This is a genomic window from Cognatiluteimonas profundi (genome assembly GCF_009792795.1).
In the GTDB taxonomy this organism is placed as follows: domain Bacteria; phylum Pseudomonadota; class Gammaproteobacteria; order Xanthomonadales; family Xanthomonadaceae; genus Cognatiluteimonas; species Cognatiluteimonas profundi.
Map to the genome: position 1 here is coordinate 493,039 of NZ_VKHQ01000004.1, position 21,517 is coordinate 514,555.

Annotated in this window: 17 protein-coding genes; 7 read left to right on the forward strand and 10 right to left on the reverse strand. The window is 70.5% G+C overall.

The genetic code is table 11. From position 1 onward, the window contains the following. Positions 1–10: 10 nt before the first annotated feature. Entirely contained in the window at positions 11–988 is a 978-nt protein-coding gene (gene egtD / locus GST15_RS08845; protein ID WP_159016876.1) for an L-histidine N(alpha)-methyltransferase, read from the reverse strand. Further along, a complete protein-coding gene (gene egtB, locus GST15_RS08850) occupies positions 985–2,292 on the reverse strand; it encodes an ergothioneine biosynthesis protein EgtB (RefSeq protein ID WP_159016877.1) in 1,308 nt (435 codons plus the stop codon). Before egtB ends, egtD begins: the two co-directional genes overlap by 4 nt. Positions 2,293–2,365: 73 nt before the next feature. Here egtB and GST15_RS08855 point away from each other — a divergent pair, with 73 nt between their 5' ends. Continuing rightward, positions 2,366–3,541, forward strand: a complete 1,176-nt coding sequence (locus GST15_RS08855) for an aminotransferase class V-fold PLP-dependent enzyme (RefSeq protein ID WP_159016878.1) — start codon at positions 2,366–2,368, stop codon at positions 3,539–3,541. A gap of 19 nt (positions 3,542–3,560) precedes the next feature. On the opposite strand, the gene GST15_RS08860 is transcribed toward GST15_RS08855, so the two are convergent. The 7 genes from GST15_RS08860 to recC form a co-directional block, all read right to left on the reverse strand. Next, positions 3,561–4,577, reverse strand: coding sequence for an NAD(P)/FAD-dependent oxidoreductase (locus GST15_RS08860; protein WP_159016879.1), 1,017 nt, complete (start codon positions 4,575–4,577; stop codon positions 3,561–3,563). Between the two features lie 63 nt (positions 4,578–4,640). After that, on the reverse strand, positions 4,641–5,249 hold the full coding sequence (gene folE / locus GST15_RS08865) for a GTP cyclohydrolase I FolE (RefSeq protein WP_159016880.1): 609 nt from the start codon (positions 5,247–5,249) through the stop codon (positions 4,641–4,643). Positions 5,250–5,347: 98 nt separating this feature from the next. Continuing rightward, a complete protein-coding gene (locus GST15_RS08870) occupies positions 5,348–5,818 on the reverse strand; it encodes a hypothetical protein (RefSeq protein WP_159016881.1) in 471 nt (156 codons plus the stop codon). A 162-nt stretch (positions 5,819–5,980) separates the two neighbouring features. Further along, complete coding sequence (locus tag GST15_RS08875) at positions 5,981–6,442, reverse strand: glycine zipper domain-containing protein (RefSeq protein WP_159016882.1); 462 nt, start codon at positions 6,440–6,442, stop codon at positions 5,981–5,983. Positions 6,443–6,575: 133 nt separating this feature from the next. Next, positions 6,576–8,477 (reverse strand): exodeoxyribonuclease V subunit alpha, encoded by a 1,902-nt coding sequence (gene recD / locus GST15_RS08880; protein WP_159016883.1) that lies wholly within the window; start codon positions 8,475–8,477, stop codon positions 6,576–6,578. Then, on the reverse strand, positions 8,468–12,091 hold the full coding sequence (locus GST15_RS08885) for a UvrD-helicase domain-containing protein (protein ID WP_159016884.1): 3,624 nt from the start codon (positions 12,089–12,091) through the stop codon (positions 8,468–8,470). The genes recD and GST15_RS08885 overlap by 10 nt, the downstream gene beginning before the upstream one ends. Beyond that, a complete protein-coding gene (gene recC / locus GST15_RS08890) occupies positions 12,088–15,489 on the reverse strand; it encodes an exodeoxyribonuclease V subunit gamma (protein WP_159016885.1) in 3,402 nt (1,133 codons plus the stop codon). The genes GST15_RS08885 and recC overlap by 4 nt, the downstream gene beginning before the upstream one ends. 232 nt (positions 15,490–15,721) lie before the next feature. Between recC and GST15_RS08895 the strand changes: the two genes are divergently transcribed. The 6 genes from GST15_RS08895 to GST15_RS08920 are packed head-to-tail and all read left to right on the forward strand — an operon-like array spanning position 15,722 to position 19,849. Further along, positions 15,722–16,507, forward strand: coding sequence for an ABC transporter ATP-binding protein (locus tag GST15_RS08895; RefSeq protein WP_159016886.1), 786 nt, complete (start codon positions 15,722–15,724; stop codon positions 16,505–16,507). Further along, positions 16,507–17,259 carry an MlaE family lipid ABC transporter permease subunit gene (locus tag GST15_RS08900; protein WP_159016887.1) on the forward strand — a complete coding sequence of 251 codons (753 nt, stop codon included), beginning with the start codon at positions 16,507–16,509 and terminating at the stop codon, positions 17,257–17,259. The genes GST15_RS08895 and GST15_RS08900 overlap by 1 nt, the downstream gene beginning before the upstream one ends. 30 nt (positions 17,260–17,289) lie before the next feature. Further along, positions 17,290–17,826, forward strand: a complete 537-nt coding sequence (gene mlaD, locus GST15_RS08905) for an outer membrane lipid asymmetry maintenance protein MlaD (protein ID WP_159016888.1) — start codon at positions 17,290–17,292, stop codon at positions 17,824–17,826. Beyond that, complete coding sequence (locus GST15_RS08910; RefSeq protein ID WP_159016889.1) at positions 17,823–18,479, forward strand: MlaC/ttg2D family ABC transporter substrate-binding protein; 657 nt, start codon at positions 17,823–17,825, stop codon at positions 18,477–18,479. Before mlaD ends, GST15_RS08910 begins: the two co-directional genes overlap by 4 nt. Further along, positions 18,466–18,762 (forward strand): STAS domain-containing protein, encoded by a 297-nt coding sequence (locus tag GST15_RS08915; protein ID WP_159016890.1) that lies wholly within the window; start codon positions 18,466–18,468, stop codon positions 18,760–18,762. The genes GST15_RS08910 and GST15_RS08915 overlap by 14 nt, the downstream gene beginning before the upstream one ends. A gap of 46 nt (positions 18,763–18,808) precedes the next feature. Further along, entirely contained in the window at positions 18,809–19,849 is a 1,041-nt protein-coding gene (locus tag GST15_RS08920; RefSeq protein ID WP_159016891.1) for an MlaA family lipoprotein, read from the forward strand. Positions 19,850–19,887: 38 nt separating this feature from the next. Here the strand turns inward: GST15_RS08920 and GST15_RS08925 are convergent, their stop codons facing one another. Further along, the gene (locus GST15_RS08925; protein ID WP_233263120.1) at positions 19,888–21,498 is read right to left on the reverse strand and encodes a DNA recombination protein RmuC; all 1,611 of its coding nucleotides are present in this window, start codon (positions 21,496–21,498) and stop codon (positions 19,888–19,890) included. Positions 21,499–21,517 lie beyond the last annotated feature (19 nt).

A 21,517-nucleotide genomic window follows, 5' to 3' on the forward strand; every position in this document is an offset into this window, starting at 1 on the left:
AAGCGCTTGCTCAAATCGCCTGCAGCAGGCGCAGGCCGAAGCGGTCGTCGTCGTCGTTCCAGCGCGCGCTGACGCGCAGGCCCGCGGCCAGCGCCAGGTCGGCGAAGCCGGGGTCGGTGTACTTGTGGCTGTACTCGACCAGCATCTGCTCGCCGCGGGCGAAGCCGAAACGCCGCCCGGCGACGTGCACGACCTGCGCGCGCTCGCTGACCAGGCAGGTCTCGATGCGGTGGCGCTCGCGCGCATACACGGCGCGATGGCGGAAGCCATCGAGGTCGAAATCGCTGCCGATCTCGCGATTCAGCCGCGCCAGCAGGTTGAGGGTGAACGCAGCGGTGACGCCGGCCGCGTCGTTGTAGGCAGCCTCGAGCGTGGCCGTGTCCTTGTCCAGGTCGATCCCGATCAGCGCACGCCCCTGCGCGCCCATAGTCTGGCGCATCGCCGCCAGCAGCGCGACGGCGTCGCCGCGGGCGAAATTGCCCAGGGTCGATCCGGGAAAGAACACCAATGCGGTGCGCGGTCGCCGGCATGGTTCGGGCAGGTCCACCGGCTGGGTGAAGTCGGCGCAGACCGGCAGCATCTCCACCCGTGGAAACTGCCGTGCCAGGCGCGCGGTCGTGTCCAGCAAGGTCGCGCGCGAGATCTCGATCGGCGTGTACGCGACCGGATCGTCCAGGCCTTCGAGCAGGCGTTCGGTCTTGCGCCCGCTGCCGCTGCCGTACTCGACCACGTGCGCGCGCGCGCCGATGGCGTCGGCGATGCGCTGCATGCGCGCATCCAGCAACCGCGTCTCCACGCGCGTGAGGTAGTACTCGGGCTGGCGCGTGATCTCCTCGAACAGGGCCGACCCGCGTGCGTCGTAGAAATACTTCGATGGCAGCCGCCGCGGTATCCGCGACAATCCCGCGAGGACATCGGCGGTGATGTCGTCGGTGGTCGGCCGCAGGTCGGTCAGGCGGACCTGGACCTGCTCCAGCGCGACGTTCATGGCGCGTCCCTGGCCAGGCGCAGCCCGGAGAACTGCCAGCGATCCTGGGCATGGAAGAAATTGCGGTAGCTGGCGCGGACATGGTTGCGCGGGGTGGCGCAGCTGCCGCCGCGCAACACGCACTGCGCGCTCATGAACTTGCCGTTGTATTCACCCAGCGCACCGGGCATCGGGCGGAATCCGGGATACGGCAGGTAGGCGCTCGCGGTCCACTCCCACACGTCGCCGAACAGCTGCTGCAGGCGTGCACGCGGGTTCGGCGCCGGCTGCGGCTGCAGCACGCCACTGTCGAGGAAGTTGCCGGCGACCGGTTGCGCGCTGGCGTGCGATTCCCACTCGGTCTCGGTCGGCAGGCGTGCACCGGCCCAGCGCGCGTAGGCGTCGGCCTCGTACTGGCTGACGTGGCAGACCGGTGCATCGGGATCGATCCGACGCATGCCGGACAGGGTGAAGGCGTGGGTGAGGTCGGCGTCCCAGTACAACGGTCGCGACCAGCCCCGTGCCTGCACCGTCGCCCAGCCATCGCTGAGCCATGCGGCCGGATCGCGATAGCCGCCATCCTCGATGAAGGCCCGGAACTCGGCATTGCTGACCGGACGCGATGCCAGTGCGTGCGCGGGCACCAGCACGCGGTGCCACGGCGACTCGTTGTCGTAGGCGAACGCGCCCGCGTCGGGCCATGCCGCCGCGCCGACATGGGCGAGGTGTTCGTCGCTGTCGATCCAGTGCAGCGGCGCTGGCGACCCGGTCGCCTCGCGCAGGTCGTCGCGATAGGCCGGGCGCAGCGGGTTGCACCACAGCGCGTGCTTGATGTCGGTCAGCAGCAGCTCCTGGTGCTGCTGCTCGTGGTGGGTACCGAGCAGCACGCGCCGCTGGGCGTCGTCGTCGAGCTGGCCGGTGGTGAATGCGCGCTCGATGCGCAGGTCGATGCACGCGCGGTAATCGAGCACCTGTTGCAGCGACGGCCGCGACAGCAGGCCGCGTTGCGGACGCGGATGCATCGGCCCGACCGACTGGTAATAACTGTTGAACAGTGCGTCCCAGGCCGGTTCCAGCGCGCGATAACCCGGTTGCAGCGCCAGCACGAAGCGCTCGAAGAACCAGGTCGTGTGCGCCAGGTGCCATTTGGCCGGGCTGGCGTCGGGCATGCTCTGCACCATCGCATCCTCGGCCGAGAGCGGGGCGGCCAGCACCAGGCTGGTGGCGCGCACCGCGCGATAGCGTGCGAGCAGCAGCTCGACGGACAGGCGCGCGGACGTGTCGTGTTGGGTGGCGGATGCGAGCGGACGCGGGAGCGGGTTCATCGGGGCGAGGATACTGAGCGCCGCGATTGGCGACGTGACGCTCGCGTGACGCGCACGTGCCCAGGATGGCGCGATGCACGATGCGACCGCAGTTGCCCCCTCCGACGCCGCGCAGGCGGATGCCTTCTGCCTGCCCGATGGCATCGTGTACCTGGACACCGCCACCCACGGGCCGTGCCTGCGCGTGGTGCAGCAGGCCGCGCAGCGCGCGCTGGATGAGGGTGTCGCGCCGTGGCGCCTGGGTGATGCGGACTGGGAAGCATCCATCGAGCGCGTGCGCGCGCTTGCCGCCGACTGTTTCGATGGCGATACCGATGCGGTGGCGCTGGTGCCGTCGGCGGCCTACGGCATCGCCATCGCGGCACGCAACCTGCCGCTCGCGCGCGGCGAGGCGGTGCTGGTGACGGCGGGCGCGTTTCCCTCGCAGGTGCTGGCCTGGCAGCAGCGTTGCCATGTGGTCGGCGCCCGCCTGCTGGAGGCGCGGCAGTTGCCGGGCGAGTCGGCGAGCGATGCGGTGCTGCGCGAATTGGACAGCGACTCGACGATCCGCGTGCTGTCGCTGGCGCATGTCGACTGGCGCGACGGCAGCGTGCTCGACCTCGACCGGATTGCAGCGCATGCGCGCGCGCGTGGCGTGGCGCTGGTGCTCGACCTGAGCCAGAGCCTGGGCGCACTGCCGGCACGCATCGCACGGTGGAAGCCGGCGTTCGCGGTGTCGGTGGGCTACAAGTGGCTGCTTGGCCCCGGCGGGATGGCGTACCTGTGGGTGGATCCGTCGTGGCGCGCGCGTGGCATCCCGATCGAGCAGCATTGGCTCGCGCGTGATCCGGTCGCGGTGTGGCGTGGGGATGCGCAACGACCTGCCGCATGGCGGCCAGGCGCGCGTCGCTTCGATGCCGGTGGCGTCGCCGATCCACAGCGGCTGGCGATGGCGGAAGCGGCGTTGCAGCAGGTCGCACGCTGGCAGATCGAACGCATCGCGCCGGCGCTGCGGGCACGCACGGCCGCGCTTGCCAGCGCGTTGCGTGCGCAGGGCCTGTCGTCGTGGCTGGCACCCGATGCGCAGGCACACATCCTCGGCGTGCGCCCGCCCGTGGCCCGCCTGGATGCCATTGTCGCGGCGCTGGCGCAGGCCGGTGTGGTCACCGCCGTGCGCCAGGGTTGCGTGCGCCTGGCCCCGCACCTGCACGTCGGCGTCGAGTCGGCCGGCATGGTGTCCGATGTGTTCGACGGCGTTGCGCGCGGCTGATGCCCGCGTCGACACCACATCACGAGGTGGCGGGCTGCCCGGGTGCCGGCAGCGATTGCGCGGCCTCGTGCTGGCTGTCCGGATCCTCGCGGAAGTTGTGCGGCAGGCTGTTGTGGATCGCCGTCGCCGCGATCGCCGCGTGGCCGACGGCAACGCTGATCTGGTTCAGCGCGCTGACCACGTCGCCGATCGCGTACAGGCCCGCGATGCTGGTCTGCTGTTTGTCGTCGACGATGAGTTCGCGGTTGTCGTCCAGCTGCGCGCCCAGCGCTGCGGCCAGCTGCGATTGCGCGATGCCGCCCAGCACCGGATACAGGCTGTCGTAGCGGTCCTGGCTGCCATCGGTGAATTCCACGACGCAGCCGTGGCCGTCGTGGCGCATGCGCCTGGCGACCGGTCGCACCGCGACCCGCGCCGTGCGCGCCAATGCGGCGCAATCGGCGGATGCGTCGCCGGCCTGCACCGGGATCGCGTCGACCCGTCGCGAGAATGTGCGCAGGAACACCGCGTGCCGGATCGCATCATCGACCGGTGCCAGCACCGCCAGGCGCTCGTCGCTGGCTTCGTAACCGTCGCAGACCGCGCACAGGCGCAGCGCGCCATCGGCGATCGCCGCTTCCACCCCGTCGTCTTCCAGCGCTGGCAGGCGATCGACGATGCCGCTGGCCAGCAGGACATTGCGCGCCTGCCAGCGCTGGCCTTCGGCGTCGCTGGCGATGAATCCGTCGCCATCGCGTTGCAGCGACACGATGCGGCCGGGGGTGATCCGCGCGCCGTATCCTTCGGCCTGTTCGCGCAGCCTGCGCAACAGCGCCGGACCGGCGACACCGAACGGAAACCCGGGGCAATTGTGGCTTTCGGGAATCCAGCGCGCGCGGCTCTGGCCGGCGTCCACGACCGCAATGCGCCGCAGGAAGCGCACCAGGTAAGTGGCGGCGGTCAGCCCCGCTGGGCCGGCACCGATGATCAGGCAGTCGAGCGCGCCGGGCTCCGGTGCGCGGTCATTCGGAGGATCGCGTTGGGGCGGAGCATTCACGGTGCGCAGTGTCGATGCGGCATCGCCACGCCGACGTGACGGCCACTACCCGCCCAGCGACGGTCAGCGGCCCGGGCCGACGTCGATGAACTGCAGGAATTCCATGCGCGTGCGCGCGTCCTCGCGGAACGTGCCCAGCATCTTCGACGTGATCATGCTGACCCCGCGCTTGTGCACGCCGCGCGTGGTCATGCACTCATGCGCGCCCTCGACCACCACTCCGACGCCACGTGGCTGCAGCACGTCGTTGATGCAGTCGGCGATCTGCGCGGTCATCTTCTCCTGCACCTGGAAACGGCGCGCGTAGGTTTCCACCACGCGCGCGAGCTTGCTGATGCCCACGACCTTGCCGTCGGGCAGGTAGCCGACATGCGCCTTGCCGATGATCGGCGCCATGTGGTGCTCGCAATGGCTTTCGAACTCGATATCGCGCAGCACGATCAGCTCGTCGTAGCCGGCGACTTCCTCGAAGGTGCGCGCCAGGTAGTCGCGCGGGTCCTGGCCGTAGCCGCTGAACCAGTCGCGATAGGCCTTGACCACGCGCTTGGGCGTGTCCAGCAGGCCTTCGCGCGCCGGGTCTTCTCCGGCCCAGCGCAACAAGGTGCGCACGGCCTCCTCCGCGGCGGCGGGCGTCACGCGGTCAGTGTCTTCGGGCAACGGGGCGTCGCGCATGGCGGCATCCGGTGAAGGGGGTCCGGCATCGTACTGCAAGCGCCGACGCCGGCCCTGGAGCGGCTGTGCAAAGCAGTCCCGGCGCGCGCCGGCGGCGGTCAATGCGCCTGTTCGGGCACCGACCGGTCGCGTCCGGCTTCATCGAGCGATTGCCAGGCATGCAGCATGGCCGGCCGCGCACGTTCCCAGTCCAGACGCGACCCGAACCGCGCCGCGGCTTCCCAGCCACCGTGCAGCTGCGTCTCCACCTGGTCGAAGGCCGCGCCATGGAGGCGCGCATGCGCATCCAGTGCGTAGCGGTAGACCGGCGCGTAGTCGTTCCAGTCGTGGCCTTCGACGAAGTACGGCATCGAATGGTAGATCTGCTCGAAGTGCCCGAGGTCGCGGCCGCTGTCGGCCGCATCGGCGATGCGATCGCCGACCAAGGCACCCAGCGCGCCACCGGCAACCGCACCGATCGCCAGCCCCGGCGGGCCGCCGACCACGGCGCCAATGGCCGCGCCCGCGACGCCCGCGGCCAGGGCCGCACTGCCGGCACCCATGACGTGGTCCTTTTTCAGCGCACCCATGGCAGCCTCCCGCGGTTTAACCTCCACGCTACGACCGCCGCCGTTGTCCATCGGTGAAGGATCGCGGCGCACCAGCGACAAAAAAACGGGCCGCATTGCAGCGACCCGGGGAGAGAAATGCAACGGGCGCCACCGTCGTGCGACGGCGCCTCGTGTTGTGGCTCAGCGACCGTCGTTGTCGGCGTCGCCCGGCATCGCGCGCTCGATGTGGTGCCAGCCATCGCGCACGGCGCCCTTGGCTTCGTTCCAGCCCAGGCGTGAATTGGCCTTGGTGGCATTCCAGTCGCGCTCGAGCTGCGGCTCGACGTCCTCGAAACGCTGGCCGCGGTACTGGCCGTAGGTGTCGTAGCCGTACTTGTATGCGGGCTGGTAATCGTTCCACTCGCGGCCGGCGGTGTAATACGGCGCGGTCTTGTAAGCGGTCTCGAAATGGCGGGAGTAGTCGGTCGGGTTGATTGCTTCGGCAATGCCACCGCCGGCCTTGGAGCCGAGCGCGCCACCGACCACCGCACCGACAACGGTACCGACCGGACCGGCAACCGAACCAACCGCCGCGCCCGTCACTGCGCCTGCAACAGCGCCCGTACCTTCACCAATGCTGTGGTCCTTCTTGATATCGCTCATCGTGCCGTTCTCCTGTTGGTGCCCCGCTGCAAACCAGCGGCGGCGTGTGTGGTCACCTTAGGAAGGTTGGCGTTGCCACTTCGTGAAAAGACAGGCATGCGCCAACCTGCAGTGCGGCATGGTTCGACACCGTTCATCCAGTAGCGGAAGCGGCGTCCGCTGCACCCGCGAGCAATCGCCCCTGCAGTCCCGACACGCGCATGACGTGCCGCGCAAGCGCCGCGCGCAATGCGTCCTCGCCGGCGCAGACATGCAGCTCGCTTCGCGCACGGGTGATCGCGGTATAGACCAGTTCGCGCGACAACGTGCGCGCGTCCTGCCGCGGCAGCAGCAGCCACACGCTGTCGAACTCCGAACCCTGCGCCTTGTGCACCGTCATTGCGAAGGCGCTGGCGTGCGCCGGCAACGCGGACGGATGGAAACCGCGCATGCCATCGCCGCCACCGGCGAACCATGCGGTAACCGCGCCGTCGTCGCCGCGCCCCCCAAGGGGACTTCCTTCGGGGCGCAGGCACACGCCGATATCGCCGTTGAACAACTGGTGGCGATAGCTGTTCTCGGTGACCAGCAGCAGGCGGCCATGGAAATAGCGTTCGCGCTGCGCGCCGGCGAGGGCTTCCTCGATGCGCGCGTTGAGCACGCTCGCGCCCTGCGGGCCATCGCGCAAAGCGGTCAGCAGGCGCAGGCGCATGCCCAGGGCGAGCGCGTCGATGGGATCGGTCGCGGCGGCGATCCCGCGCCAGGCATCGAGCAGCCGTGGCCGGGTCGGGCCGCCCAACGGATCGTGCAGGCCATCATGGAAGTGCACGCCGGCAAGCGCATCGTCGCGCAGCAGCGCGAGCGCGGTGTCGGCATCACCGTCGCGCACGGCCGTGGCCAAGGGCGCCAGGTCCAGCGCATCGGACTGGCGATAGCCGCGTTGCAGGTGCACGCGATGACCCGCGAGTGCGGGGCCTGCCATCGCGCAGACCGTGGCTTCGCCCAGCAACGGCGCCAGGCGCGTGGCGAGTTCGCCCGGCACGCCGGCATCGTCGCCGGCGGCGTCGACGATCGCGGCGAGCACGTCGCCAGCCTCCACCGACGGCAGCTGGTCGCGATCGCCGAGCAGCACCAGGCGCGCGCCTTCGGCGACGGCATCGACCAGCTTGCACATCAATGGCAGGTCCACCATCGACGCCTCGTCGACCACGATCACATCGAAGGGCAGGGGACTGTCGGCGTCGTGGCGGAAGCGCGGACTGTCCGGGATCGTTCCGAGCAGGCGATGCAGCGTCGCGGCCGTCTGCGGCAACGCGTCGCACGGCGCCGGATCGATTCCCGCGGCACTCAGCCGCACACGGATGTTGGCGACGGCATTGCGCAGGCTTGCGGCCATGCGCTCGGCGGCGCGACCCGTGGGCGCCGCGAGCGCGATGCGTGGCGATGGCAACGACGCTTGCCGCGCCTGCGCGACCAGCAACAGCAGCACGCGCGCGATGGTCGTGGTCTTGCCGGTGCCGGGCCCGCCGGTGACCAGCAACAGCGGACGCAGCAAGGCCACCGCCGCGGCACGGGCCTGCGCATCGCCTGCGCGCGCATCCGGGAACAACGCGGTAAACAACGGCGCGAGCGTGGCGAGGTCGGTTGCAGCCGCCTGCCCTGCGGCGATGCGTTGCAGCCCGCCCGCCAGGCGTTGCTCGTATTCGCGGTAGCGCCGCAGGTACAGGCGCCCGTCCTCGAGCACCAGCGGCCGCGCGGGATCGGATGTCGCGTCGAGCGTCGGTTGCGAGACCCATGGCGACGCGGCCAATGCATCGCGCCAGTGCTCGGGATCGGGCCAGTCGTCCATGTCCGGCAGCAACAACGCCGGGCATGCGGGATCGAAGGCGGCATGGCCCAGCCCGACCGCGAGCGACGCCAGCGCCGCGGCGGCGAGCACGCGTTCGTCGGTGGCCGCGCCGTGCAGGGCAAGGTCGCGACGCGCCAGCGTGTCGGCGAGTGCGAGGTCGACCCTGCGCAGTGCGGGTTGCGAACGCAGGCGCGCGATCAGGCCCATGCCGGCTCCGCTCGCGCCTGTTCGGGCATCGGTGATCCGAGCAGGGCATCGGCGGCTTCGACCAGCGTGCGGGTCAGCCGCGGCACGCTCACGCCCAGGGCCGGATCGCGCGGATCCAGGCCGCGGCTGAACACGTAGCGGGCGCCGCCGAAGTGGCGGTCGAAGTCGTAATCGGCCAGGCGCACGCGCATCCAGCGATGCAGCGCGACCGCGTACAGCAGCGCCTGCAGGTCGTACTCGCTGGCCGCCATGCGCGCGGCCAGCGTCGCCGGATCGTAGGCCGGCAGCAGGTTGGACTTGTAGTCGAGCACGTACAGGCGCCCGCCGACGCGGTAGGTCAGGTCGAGCTTGCCGGTCATCAGCCCGGACAGGCTGTGCCAGATGCCGAAGTCCCCGCGCTCGCGCAGCAGCCCATGCCGCTGCAGCAGTGCGACGAAATCGCGCGTTGCCGCATCGCGCAGGGTGAAGTGGAATTCGAGCTCGGCGATGCGCGCGCTGTCGGCCAGTTCGCACAGGCGGATGTCCGGCTCGCCATCGGTGGTCGGCAGCGGCGCGTTGAGCGTGCGCGCGACCAGTGGCGCGAGCGCGCGCACGCCGTCGTCGAGATCGGCATCGCGATAGTGCTCGTGCCGCAGCGCGGCCAGCAGGACCGCGCGTTCGCCATCGGGGATGCGTCCGCCGTCGATGCCGGCCCATGCCCCGAAGTGCGCATGCTCGAGCGCGTGGTGCAGCGCATTGCCGAAGCGGATGCCGCTGAAGCGCGGATCGCTCGGGATGGCGACGTCGGCATTGCGGCGCTCGTCGTCCGCCGGCGCCTCGTCGGCCAGCACCTGCGCGCCCTGCGACTGCTGCTGGTGCAGCTGGCTGAAACTGTGGATCCACCAGTCGCGGCGCAGCACCCGGGTGGCGATGCGCGCAGGCGGCACGCGCTCACCGGGCAGCGGCGGCAACCGGCGCAGCTCGGTGGAGGGCAGCCCCTCGCTCCACGTCGCGGCAGCGGCGAGCGCCCCGTGCAGCTGCGTGCGTTGCGCCTGGTCGCCAAGCAGCCGCGCCAGTGCGGTGTTGTGCTGGTTCGCGAACGCACCGCAGGCCAGCCACAGGGCGTCGCGTGCGCGGGTCAGGCCGACGTAGAGCAGGCGCATGTCCTCGGCCTGTTCCTCGACCACGTGCAGCGCGCTGGCCTCGCCCCACGACGGCGCGCCGGCATGCGCATCCACCGTCTTCCACTGGCGGACACGCCCCGCGTCGGTCGGGTACATGGCCCAGGTCCCGGGTTCCACCGAGCGGCGACCGATCCCGCAGAACGGCAGGAACACCAGCGGGAACTCCAGGCCCTTGCTCTTGTGCAGGGTCAGGATCTGCACGCGACCGGCATCGGATTCGAGCCGCGGCTGCTGCGCCTCGTCGTCGGCATCGGCATCGGCGATCGCCGCACGCAGGGCATCGAGCTGTCCCTGCGTGCCGAGGCTGCGGGCGCCGGCCTCCTGCATCAGCTCGGCGAGCTGCATCAGGTTGGCCACGCGGCGTTCGCCGTCGGGCTCCGACAGCAGGCGCGCGGCATTCGCGGCGACGACTTCGCTGAGCAACGCCTGCGGCCCGTGCCGCTCCCAGCGCGCGCGCCAATCCTGGAACCGCTGCTGCCAGTCGCGCAGCGCATCGCCATCGGCATCGAGCGCGGCGATCGCCGCGGCATCCTGGCCGAGCAGTCGGGTGGCCAGCGCGGCGCGCAGGCGGCGGTCGTCGCCGGCGTTGCGCAGTGCGAGCAACAGCGTCAGCAACGTCGTCGCCTCGTCGGTCTCGAACAGGCTGATGCGGCCGCCGGCGACCGCGGGCACGCCGCGTCGCGACAGCGCGCGACGCATCGCCTCGGCTTCGCGATGGGTGCGTACCAGCACCGCGCAGTCGCGAGGCTCCAGCGCGCGCGTCGCGTCGCCGTCGCGACGCAGCAGGTCGCCGTCACGCGCGGCCTGCAGGCGCTCGCGGATCGCGTCCGCGCACAGCGACGCCGCGATCGCGACCGACTCGTCGCGATTCCAGTCCTTGGGCTTGCCGGACCGGCGGTCGATCGCCGGCGGCACCACGTGCACCTCGATCGCCGGCGCCGCGACGCCATCGTGTTGCAGGTCGTCGTCGCGCGCGCGGCCACCGGGCCGCACCGGCTGGAAGGCGATGCCGGCACCCATGGCATCGGCGGCCGATTGCGCGAACAGGGCTTCGACCACGCGCAGCACCAGCGGCCGCGAACGGAAGTTCTGGTCGAGCGAGGCGACGGCGTCCGCGCTGGCACGCGCGCCGAGGTAGGTGTGCACGTCGCCACCGCGGAAGCGGTAGATCGCCTGCTTGGGATCCCCGACCAGCACCAGCCCGCCGCTGCCGAACAGGGTCCGGAAGATCGTCCACTGGCGCGCGTCGGTGTCCTGGAACTCGTCGACCAGCGCCAGCGGAAACTGCGCGCGTACCGCGTCGGCCAGCGCTTGCGCATGCCGCGGATCGGTGACCGCGGCATGCGCGGCGCCGATCAGGTCGTCGTAATCGCGCAGGTGGAAGGCCTGCTTGCGGGCGATGTCGAGCGCGCGCGCCCGTGCGCGCAGCGCATGCAGGCATTGCAGGTCGCGCGCCTCGCGGTAGGGCACCAGCCTGGCCAGCGCATCCACGAAGCCGGAGAACGCCGCGAACAAGGGCGCGTCCGGGGTGCGTCCGACGCCGCCCTTGCTGGTGCCGGCGAGCAGCGCCTGCGGCAGGTACTTGGCGAGGCGTTCGTGGCATTCGGCCGGCGGCACGTCGTGCGCGTGGCGTGCGCACCACGCCCACAGCGCGTCGACATGCTCGGGCTTGTATTGCCCGTTGTGCAGGAACTTCGCGGCGATCGCGTCGTGCAGCGCGGCGTGGGTGTCTTCGCCGTGGTCGTCGAACGCCGCGCGCACCGCGCGCCACGCGGCGGCGACGCCGGGGCGCGGGTCATCCGGCAACGCGTCCGGAGCAGGCGGCAGCAGCGGCTCGTCGGCGAGCAGCACGCCCAGCTCCGCCGCCAGGCCAGCGGGATCGCGGAAGTGCATCTGCAGGAAGGCCACCACATCGACGTCGTCGAGCGACGCCCGCCACAGGTCGACCGCCAGCCGCATCCGCGCGGCGCGGTTGCGCACCTCCAGGTCGGCGGCGAGCAGCGGCTGCCCGGTATCGACCGCGTGCTCGGCCAGCAGGCGCTGGCAGAAGCCGTGGATGGTGTGGATCGCGGCCAGGTCGATGTCGCGCGCGGCCGCCTGCATCCGCTGGCGCAGCGCCGGCAACGATTCGCCGCCCGCCGCCAGCGCCGCGTGCAGCAGCCGGCGCAGCAACGCGGCTTCGGCATCGTCGCCGTCGCGCAGCGCCGCGTCGCCCGGCTGCCAGTGCAGTGCGAGCGTCGCCGCCTGCTGCAGGCGCGCACGCACGCGGGTGCGCAGTTCGCGGGTGGCGGCGACGGTGTAGGTCACCGCGAGGATGTCCGGCACGCGGCGGCGGCCGACGATCACCGCGCGCACGAACAGGCCGGCCAGCGCCCAGGTCTTGCCGGTGCCGGCGCTGGCCTCGAGCAGCGTGCGCGCATCCAGGCGGGTGTCGAACACGGCGTCGCTCATGCCAGCACCGCGTCGGCATCGAACGGCGTGCCGTCGACCAGGGCGGCGAAGATCGCACGCGATGCCGCCTCGAACGCGGCGCGCGATGCGCCGTCGCCATCGACGAAGGGTTCGCGTCCGCGCAGCGCGAGCTGCGTCGCCATGTCCGCTTCGGCATGCACGTAGTCGCCGCCGATCCATTGCGTCCGCGCGGCGCGCATGCCGGCGTCGGCGTCGGTATCGGCCACGGTCCAGAAGGCAAAGCCGCTCTTGGGCAGGAAGGCCAGCGGGGATTGCCGCATCCGCCGTTGCAGCGCCAGCAGCGATTCCAGCGCGGCGCGGGCGACGTCGGGCGGCAAGCGTGGCAGGGCGCCCAGGTGCGGCGCTTCGCCCTTCCTGCCGTCGCGCAGTTCGTACACCGTCAAGCCGAGCGTGGATGCGACCAGTGCATCCAGGCGATGTCGCAGCACATGGCCGCCATGCAGGCCGCCACTGCGCAGCGCCACCCGCAGCAGGCCCTGCGGATAGGCGCCGCGCAAGCGCCCGACCAGGGTGGTGTCGCCCAGCGCGACCTCCACCGGCACGGTCTGCCCGGCGCCGCGGAATCCGCTCGCCAGCGCCAGCCCGGCGAACGGCGCGATCGCATCCAGCAGCCGGGCCAGCGTCGCGCGGCCATCCGCACCCGGTGCGACCTGCGCGCGGGCGAGCAGCCGCGCGTGCAGCGTCGCGACGTCGGGCCGCGCGCCGTCGCGCAACCAGGCCTCGAACACCTGCGCGCGCAGGCCGTGCATGCCGAGCGCATCCGGCGCGCCGAAGGGCTCGTGCTCGTCGAGCGGCGGTTCGTCCTCGGGCAGGCGCAGGCCGAGGCCTTCGCGCAGGTACAGCGCCTGCGGCTGCACCAGCGCGCGCCGCAGTGCGTCGAGCTCGATCCGGCCACCCGCTGCAACGACGTCGCGCGCGGTGGCGGCATCGACCGGCGCGAACACGGGCAGCTCCTGCACGGATGCCGCCTGCGGGACCCGCCAGCGCGCATCGAAACTGAAGCGGCGCGGATCGCCGACGCGCTCATCCACGTGCGCCGCACCAAACGCGGCCGGCGAGAACGGCTGCAGCGCGTGGCGAACGACGAGGGCTTCGCGGACGCCATCGCTGTCGCCCGCGTGCTGGCGCGCGGCGGTGTCGAGCAACTCGGCGACCACCGACGCCGGCGCGCGCGCACTGCCGTCGCGTGCATCGAAACCCTGCCAGCTGAGGTAGAACGTGCGCGACGCCGACGCGAACAGCTGCAGGAACAGGTAGCGGTCGGCATCGCGTCGCGACGGATCCCCGACCTGGCGCTGGTCCGTCGCCAGCGCCTGCACGATGCGGTTCAGGGGATCGCGCGCATCGCCGCCGGGGAATGCGCCGTCATCCATGCCCAGCAGGCAGATCACCTGGAAGGGGATCAGCCGCATCGGCACCATGCGCCCGAAGCAGATGCCGCCCGAGAGGAACGGCGCGCGCGCATCGCCTTCGCGCAGGTCGGCGAGCAGCTGGTCGCGCACGAGCGCGTATTCGACCGCATCCTCGAAGCCGGCTTCGGCCGCGCCCTCGGCGAAGGCCGCGACCGCCTGCCGCAACCGCGCCAGCGTGCGTGCGTCGCGTGGGTCGCGCGGCTCGTCGCCGAACAGCGCGACCAGCAGGCGTTCGAGCCGTGCCGCCCACTCGCGCGGCGGATGCGGACCGGCAAGATCCCGCCCGGCAGCGCGCAGCAGGTCGAGCACGCGCAGCAACGCGTCCAGTGCGAGCGCCGACTGGCCTTCCACACCCGGCCACGGCGCGACGCCGGCGATGTCGGTCTCGTCACCCGCGGCGTAGCCGAGCAGCAGCCGGTCCAGGGCGAAGGCGAAGGTGTAGGCATCGCCGTCCCCGCGGCCGTCGCGCGCGCGATCGGCGGCATCGAAGCCCCAGCGCGCGCCCGCGGCCTGCAACCAGCCCTGCAGGCTGCCGCGCATCGCATCGTCGATGCCGAAGCGCGCGGCGACGGCGGGCACCGCGATGAGGTCCAGCACGCCGGCCAGGCCCGGCGCGCGCAGCGGCAGGTCGAGCAGCCGCGCGAAGGCGTCGGCCATGGCTTCGCTGGCGAGCGGGCTGGTGTCGGCGATGGTGTACGGCAGTTCGCGCGACGTGCCCATCGCACCGCCGAACACCGCCTCGATGTGCGGCGCGTACAGGTCGATGTCGGGTGCCAGCACCGCGATCCCGCGCGGCTGCAGGCGGCTGCCGCCATCCGGCGCGTCGGCTTCGAGCAGTGCGCGCAGCTGGTCGTGCAGCACCTGCACCTCGCGCAGTCGCGTGTGGCAGGCGTGGAACTGCAGGCTCGCGTCGCCACGATCGACGGCCTGGCGTGGCCACATGGCGGGGTCGACGCGCGACTGCGGCGGATCACTGCCGCTGGAGTCACCGACGCTGGAGTTGCCGCTGCTGGAATCCGTGTTGTCGAGCACGTCGGCCTGCAGCTGGCCGAGCAGCGTGGCGCGCGAGGGCTCGACGAATGCGGGCGCCTCGTAGCGCGCATGCACGGCGTCGCCGCTGCCCAGCGCGGCGACGAAGTCGCGCTCGGCCTGGCCCCAGGCCGCGAGCAGCGGATTGCCGCTTGCGAATGCGGCATCGTCGGCCGGCACGTAGTCGCGCGCCCAGCGACCCAGGTCGCCCCAGAACGCGCGGCTGGGCGTGTGCAGGTAGAACTCCTGCAGGCCGGCGCGGGCCTGGCTGGCGATGACCTGCAGCACGTCGGGCGACACGTTCTGGCAGGCGAACACCGACAGCCGCGGCGGCAGGCCGACCGGCACCCGCGCGACCTGCGCACCGAAGCGCGCGAGGTAGGCGCCGATCCGGCGCGCACGATGCGCGCGCCCAGCGGCGACCTGGCGCCACAGCTGCGCCTGCGGGTCGTCGGGTTCGGCGCCGGCTTCCCAGCGCAGCAGCAGGTCGCGGCGCCAGGCCTGGTATTTCTCGAAGGTCCCCGCCAGCGCGCAGGCCAGCGACCACGCCTTGCGCCCGCCGTCACCCGCCGCGTCGCCGCCGGCAACGAATCCGCGCCAGGCCTCGGGTGGCGCGTCGCGCAGCAAGCGCAGCAGCGACCAGCGCAGGCTTTGCGGACGCAGGCGCTGGCCGCCGTCGACGGCGCCGAGATTGGCATCCAGGGCAAGGTCGACGAACTCGCCCGGCGTCAGGAAGCGCACGTTGGCGCAGATGCCGGTGCGTTCGGCCAGGGACTGCTGCAGCCAGCGACGCATCGAGAACTGCGGCACCAGCACGATCTCCGGCCGCAACCAGTCGTCTCCCGGCAGCGGCGCGCGCAGGCGTTCGGCAAGCACCGCGGCCAGCACGTCCAGCGCATTGGAGTGGTAGAGGCGGAAATCGGTGGGGGCCGGCATGCGGTCATCTTGCCGGAGCGGGGTCGCAACTGCCGAGATCGCCGCAGGCGAACGCGGCATTCGTCTTCGCTTACCTCGGCGCCCCGCGCCTGGGGCCTTCGCATGCAGGCGGTCGCTCCGGCCAGAGCGGCCAATCGCCAAGCTGCGACAATATCCGGTCGCGGCTGGGCCGCCATTCAGCGGCCACCAGCCAAGCTGCCCCGCTTTTTTCGTAATCCGGACCAGGTCCCCCATGACGACCGACTCGCCCGCCGTGCGCCTGACCGATGTCCGCCTGGATCGCGGCGGCCACACGGTGCTCGCGCACGTCGACCTGCTGGTGCCGCGCGGCAGCATCACCGCGGTGCTGGGCCCGTCGGGCAGCGGCAAGTCGACCCTGCTGGCGGGCCTGACCGGCGAACTCCAACCCGCGGCCGGATCCATCGAGGTGCTCGGCGCGCCGTTGCCGCGCCACAAGCGCGCGCTGCTGCAGCTGCGCAAGAGCATCGGCGTGCTGCTGCAGGGCAATGGCCTGCTGACCGACCTGAGCGTCGCCGACAACATCGCCTTGCCGCTGCGCGCGCACACGCGCCTGCCGGCGGCGGTGATCGATCGCCTGGTCGCGATGAAGCTGCACGCGGTCGGGCTGCGCGCGGCCGGCGAGCTGTATCCGCGCCAGCTGTCCGGCGGCATGGCGCGGCGCGTGGCGCTGGCGCGGGCGCTGGCGCTGGACCCGCCGCTGATGATCTACGACGAGCCGCTGACCGGCCTGGATCCGATCGCCAGCGGCGTGATCATGGGCCTGATCGCGCGGCTCAACGCCACCCTCGGCCTGACCAGCATCATCGTCACCCACCACGTCCACGAGACGCTGCCGATCGCCGACCGCACGATCGTCATCGCCAATGGCCGCATCGTGTTCTCCGGAACGCCGGCGCAACTGCAGGCGACGGATGATCCGCTGGTGCTGCAGTTCCTGCGTGGCGATGCGGATGGCCCGATCGCCTTCGACGCGACCGCGCGCGAGGAGGCTGCCTGATGCCATTCGTCGCCGCGACGCGTTCGCTGGGCCGCGCCGGCCTGTTCTCGCTGTCGGTGCTGCGCGCCTCCACCCCGACGCGCGATTTCTTCGCCGAACTCACCCGCGAGATCTACAAGATCGGCGCGCGCTCGCTGCCGATCATTGCCGTGGGCGGCGCCTTCGTCGGCCTGTCGGTGACGCTGCTGGGCTACCGCGCGCTGCAGACCTATGGCGCCGCCAACCAGATCAGCGCGCTGGTCGGCCTGGGCCTGTATCGCGAACTCGCCCCGGTGCTGACCGCGCTGCTGTTCATCGGCCGCGCCGGTTCGTCGATCGCGGCGGAGCTGGGCCTGATGCGCGCCACCGACCAGATCACCGCGCTCGGGCTGATGGCGATCGACCCGATCGCCAAGGCGGTCGCGCCGCGCTTCTGGGCAGCCGTCATCTGCGTGCCGCTGCTGACCGGGATCTTCTGCAGCCTGGCGATCAGCGCCAGTTATTTCGAGGCCGTGCACGTGATCGGCATCGAAAGCGGGACCTTCTGGCAGGTGCTGAAGGACGCGGTGGATTTCCGCCACGACTTCCTCGTCGCACTGGAGAAGTCGGCGGTGTTCGGCGGCACCGCCGCACTGGTCGCGTCCTATGTCGGCTACCACGCCGAACCCACGGTCGAGGGCACCTCGATCGCCACCACCCGCGCGGTCGTCAATGCCTCGCTGCTGGTGCTGATGTTCAATTTCGTGTTGTCCGCGTTCCTGTTCGGCAGCTGAGCTGCCTCGTTCGTATTCCGGAGTCGAGCCATGTCCGTCCGCGGTCCCCGTCTTGAATTTGCGGTTGGCGCCTTCCTGCTGCTGGCGCTGGCGTCGCTGCTCGTGCTGGCGCTCGCGTCGACCAATGGGAAGTTCAGTTTCGGCCAGCACACCTATCCGCTGAAGGCGCGATTCACCAACCTGGGGCAGTTGCGCACCTCCGCGCCGGTGAAGATCGGCGGCGTGGTGATCGGCAATGTGGCCGACATTCAGCTGGACCCGGTCAAATTCGACGCCGTCGTGACGCTGGCCATCGACGACCGCTACAAGGACCTGCCTGCGGATACCTCCGCGGGCATCCTGACCGGCGGCCTGCTTGGAGACAGTTATATCGGCCTGCAGCCGGGCGGTGACGAGACCAGCTTGAAACCCGGCGAAGAGATCGCATTCACCACCCCGGCCGTCGACCTGATCCAGATGGTCGGCAAGTACATGTTCGGCGGCGGCGGCAAACCAGCCGCTGCCGGAGACGGCGACACCGCACCTGCTGGCACCACCCCGCCCCCCACGGAAACACCAAGCCCATGAAGCGCACCGTCCTCTCGTTCCTCGTCGCCTCCGCCCTCGCGACCGGCGCGATCGCCGTCACCAGCGCCCCGGCGCTCGCCGCGACCGCAGCCGCCGCGACCCAGGGTTCGCCCAGCAAGCTGGTGCTGGACAACAGCCAGCGCGTGCTGGCGACGCTGGAACAGCGGCGCCCGGAGTTCACGAAGAACCGCGCCGCGCTGCGCCAGTTCATCTCCGGCGAGTTCAGCCAGATGTTCGATCGCGACTACGCCGCGCGCCAGGTGCTGGGCCGCCACGGCCGCGGCGCCGACGATGCGGACGTCAAGCTGTTCGCCGATGCGCTGGCCGACAACCTGATGCAGCGTTACGGCTCCTCGCTGCTGGACTTCAATACCAAGCTGCGCGTGCGCGTGAAGTCGGAAACGGCGTTGCCGCGCGGGCTCGGCGTCAAGGTCGCCAGCGAGTTGATCCGCAGCGGGGGCGAGCCCATCCCGGTCGACTACCTGATGCGCCAGTCCGGTGGCACCTGGAAGGTGTTCGACGTGATGGTCGAGGGCGTGTCGTTCGTGCAGACCTTCCGCCAGCAGTTCGATGGTGAGCTGACCCACAAATCCATTCGCCAGGTTGCCGCCGACCTGCGCACCGGCCAGCTGCAGGCCGATGCCAAGCGCTGAGCCGACGGCACCCAGCCTGGCGCGTGACGGGGAGATCCTGCGACTGCACGGGGATCTCGTCGCCGACTGCATCGACGCCCTGTGGCCGCTGGCGCTGGAGCAGCTGGCGGGCGTCCGCCAGATCGATGTGGCCGGCGTCGGCCGCGTCGACAGCAGCGGCGTGGCATTGCTGGCGGAACTGGCCGAGCGCGCCGGCGGCGCGGACATCACCGGCGACCCGCCCGGACTGGCCGCCTTGCGCGCGGCCTATCGCCTCGGCCCGAACCTCGGCTACGTGGCCTGACGGCCGCGGCGCTCCCGCCCGAACCGCAGCCACTACAATTTCACCCATGAATCCACTTCCCCCCCGCCTGCTGCTGGTGCTCGCACTGCTGGCAGCGGCCAACAGCGTGTCCGCGCAGGACGCCCCGGTCGTCATCGACGCCCCGGCGACAGCGGCATCGACCGTCGCGCCCGCCCCGGCAACCACGCCTGCCGACATGGCCAGCGACGGCCCCGTGGGCACGGCCGCCGCCGCGCAACAGGCCCCGTCGCAGGCGCCCACCACGCCGTCGCCGCCGCCCGACCTGCGCACGCCCGCCGAGCAGGACTACGACGCGCTCTACGGAAACGCCACCGGCGACTACAACCCGGTGGCGGACCCGACCCTGCCGCCGGCGGCCGAAATGCCGGCCAGCTACGACCCATGGGAGCCGATGAACCGTCGCGTGCACGCCTTCAACAACGTCGTGGATCGCCGCATCGCCAAGCCGCTGGCCCAGACCTACGTGAAAGTGGTGCCGCGCCCGATCCGCCTGGGTGTCAGCAATTTCTTCAGCAACCTCGGCCAGCCGATCAGCGCGATCAACGCCCTGCTGCAGGGCAAGCCCACGCAGGCGGCGCAGGCGCTCGGTCGTTTCGCACTGAACGCGACCCTGGGCATGGGCGGCCTGCTGGATCCAGCCACCGATGCGCACCTGCCCAACCACAGCGAGGACTTCGGGCAGACGCTCGGGGTCTGGGGCTGGCAGCGCTCGCGTTACGTCGAATTGCCGTTGTTCGGCCCGCGTACCGTGCGCGATGTGGTCGGCCTGATCGGCGATGCGCCGCTGGCGCCGCTGAGCCAGATCCACGATGCGCCGGTGCGCGACTTCCTGCAGGGATTGCAGCTGGTCGACATCCGCACGCAGCTGTTCGCGATCGACAGCATGCGCGAGGGCGCCACCGACGAATACGCGCTGTTCCGCGATGCGTGGCTGCAGCGTCGGCGTTACCAGATCTTCGGCGACCGCACGCAGACCGACAACGAGCTGCCCGACTACCTGCGCGAAGACCAGTCCAATCCGACCGTGCCCGCGGACGCGATGCCGGGCATCCAGGGCGTGCCCTAGGCTTTCGACCGGCAGCATGCGCAGCGGACGACCATCTCTCAGGTTTCGTCCACTTGCTTGTCCAGCAACTCGATCATCGCGACATCCTCAGGATCGAAGCGATCCGTCTTGAGCTCCTCGGTCAGCGTCTTTTTGCCCTGAACACCGAGTGCCGCCAGCCTTCGAGCACGTGGAATCACCGACTTGGACGATTCGCTCAATCGATTCCGCGCGGCGTTGAAAGCATCACTCGCGTTTTCCAACCCTTGGCCTACCTTGTTGAAATCAGCAAGGAAGCTCATGAGTGCATCGAGAACCAGTCCACCACTCTTGGCAATGTCGACCGCTTCGCGCTGAATCTTGTCGCGGGTCCACAAGCGCTCGATAACGCGTAAAAGCGCCATCAACGTGTTGGGCGAGGCGAATACGATCTTGCGATCGAAAGCGTCGGTCTGCAGTGACGCATCAAATCCGAGTGCCGCCGACAGGGCGCCCTCGATTGGCACGAATGCAATGGTGATTTCCAATGCGGAGTCCCCAACCGCCTTGGGGTAATTCTTTTCGCCAAGCTCCTTGATGTGCTGCCGCAAACCGGCGGCATGGCGACGCATTGCCTCGTCCTGGTCCTCGGGAGTCTGCGCGTTCATCGCTTCTTGCCAGGCGACCAGATTGACTTTGCTGTCAACGACCACGCGGCGCTCATCGGGCAGATGCACGACGACGTCAGGGTGTAGGCGTGCGCCCTCGTCGTCGAATGTCTTCTTCTGACGGTCATAGTGCCTGCCCTCTTCGAGGCCCGACCCACGCAGGACGCTTTCAAGCATCAATTCGCCCCAGTCGCCGCGCACTTTTGCGCTTCCTTTCAGCGCGCGAGTCAGGGCGGCCGTATGCCCCGCCATGTCCTGATTGAGCGTCTTCAGCTCATTCACTGCGCCCAGCAGCATCGAACGCTCCTTCGCCTCCTCCGAATACAAGGTATCCACCCGGGTACGGAACTGCCCCAACTGATCGGCGAAGGGCTTCAGCAGGGTTTCGATGTCGGTCTTTGATTGCGACGTCGCATGCCGGACATTTTTCTCGAACAGCTGGCCGCGCTCCTCGAAGACTTTTCCAGCGAGCTCCGAGAATGCGCTTGAGAGGCGTGCCTGCGCTTCCGTGAGGAAAGCCTGCGTGTCCGCGTTGGCCTGCCTGGCGTGGACCAGGTTGGCGCTCACGTTGGCATGTTCGACCTGTAAAGACTCGTTGTGCTCGCGCAATCGCGCGGTCTCCGTCTCGAGTGCGACGATGCGCTCGCGAAGTTGGGCAATCGTCGCCTCACGGTCGGCCAGCGCGGCCGCGGCCGTGCGGCTTCGAACGTTGTCGTCTTCGCTGCGCTGCTGGTATTGGGAGCGGGCAGTTTCCAGCTGCGAAACCAGCTCGATGCTGCTGGTCAATTGGACCTCCAGTGCACCCAGCCGCCCGTTCATGCGCCCGATCTCCACCGCTTGGGTGCGACTGTTCTCGCGCTCGCGCTCCAGATCGGCCCCCAGCCGAGCTCGCTCGGCCTGGAGCGCGGCGTTGTCGGAGGGAGTCGTTCCTTGCGTGGCTCGACGCAGGAAGACGACCACCAGTGCCATTCCTGCCACCAAAAGGACAGCGAGAACGGCCAGTAACAATGCGGATTCGGTCATGCCGCCAGTGTAGCGGCCC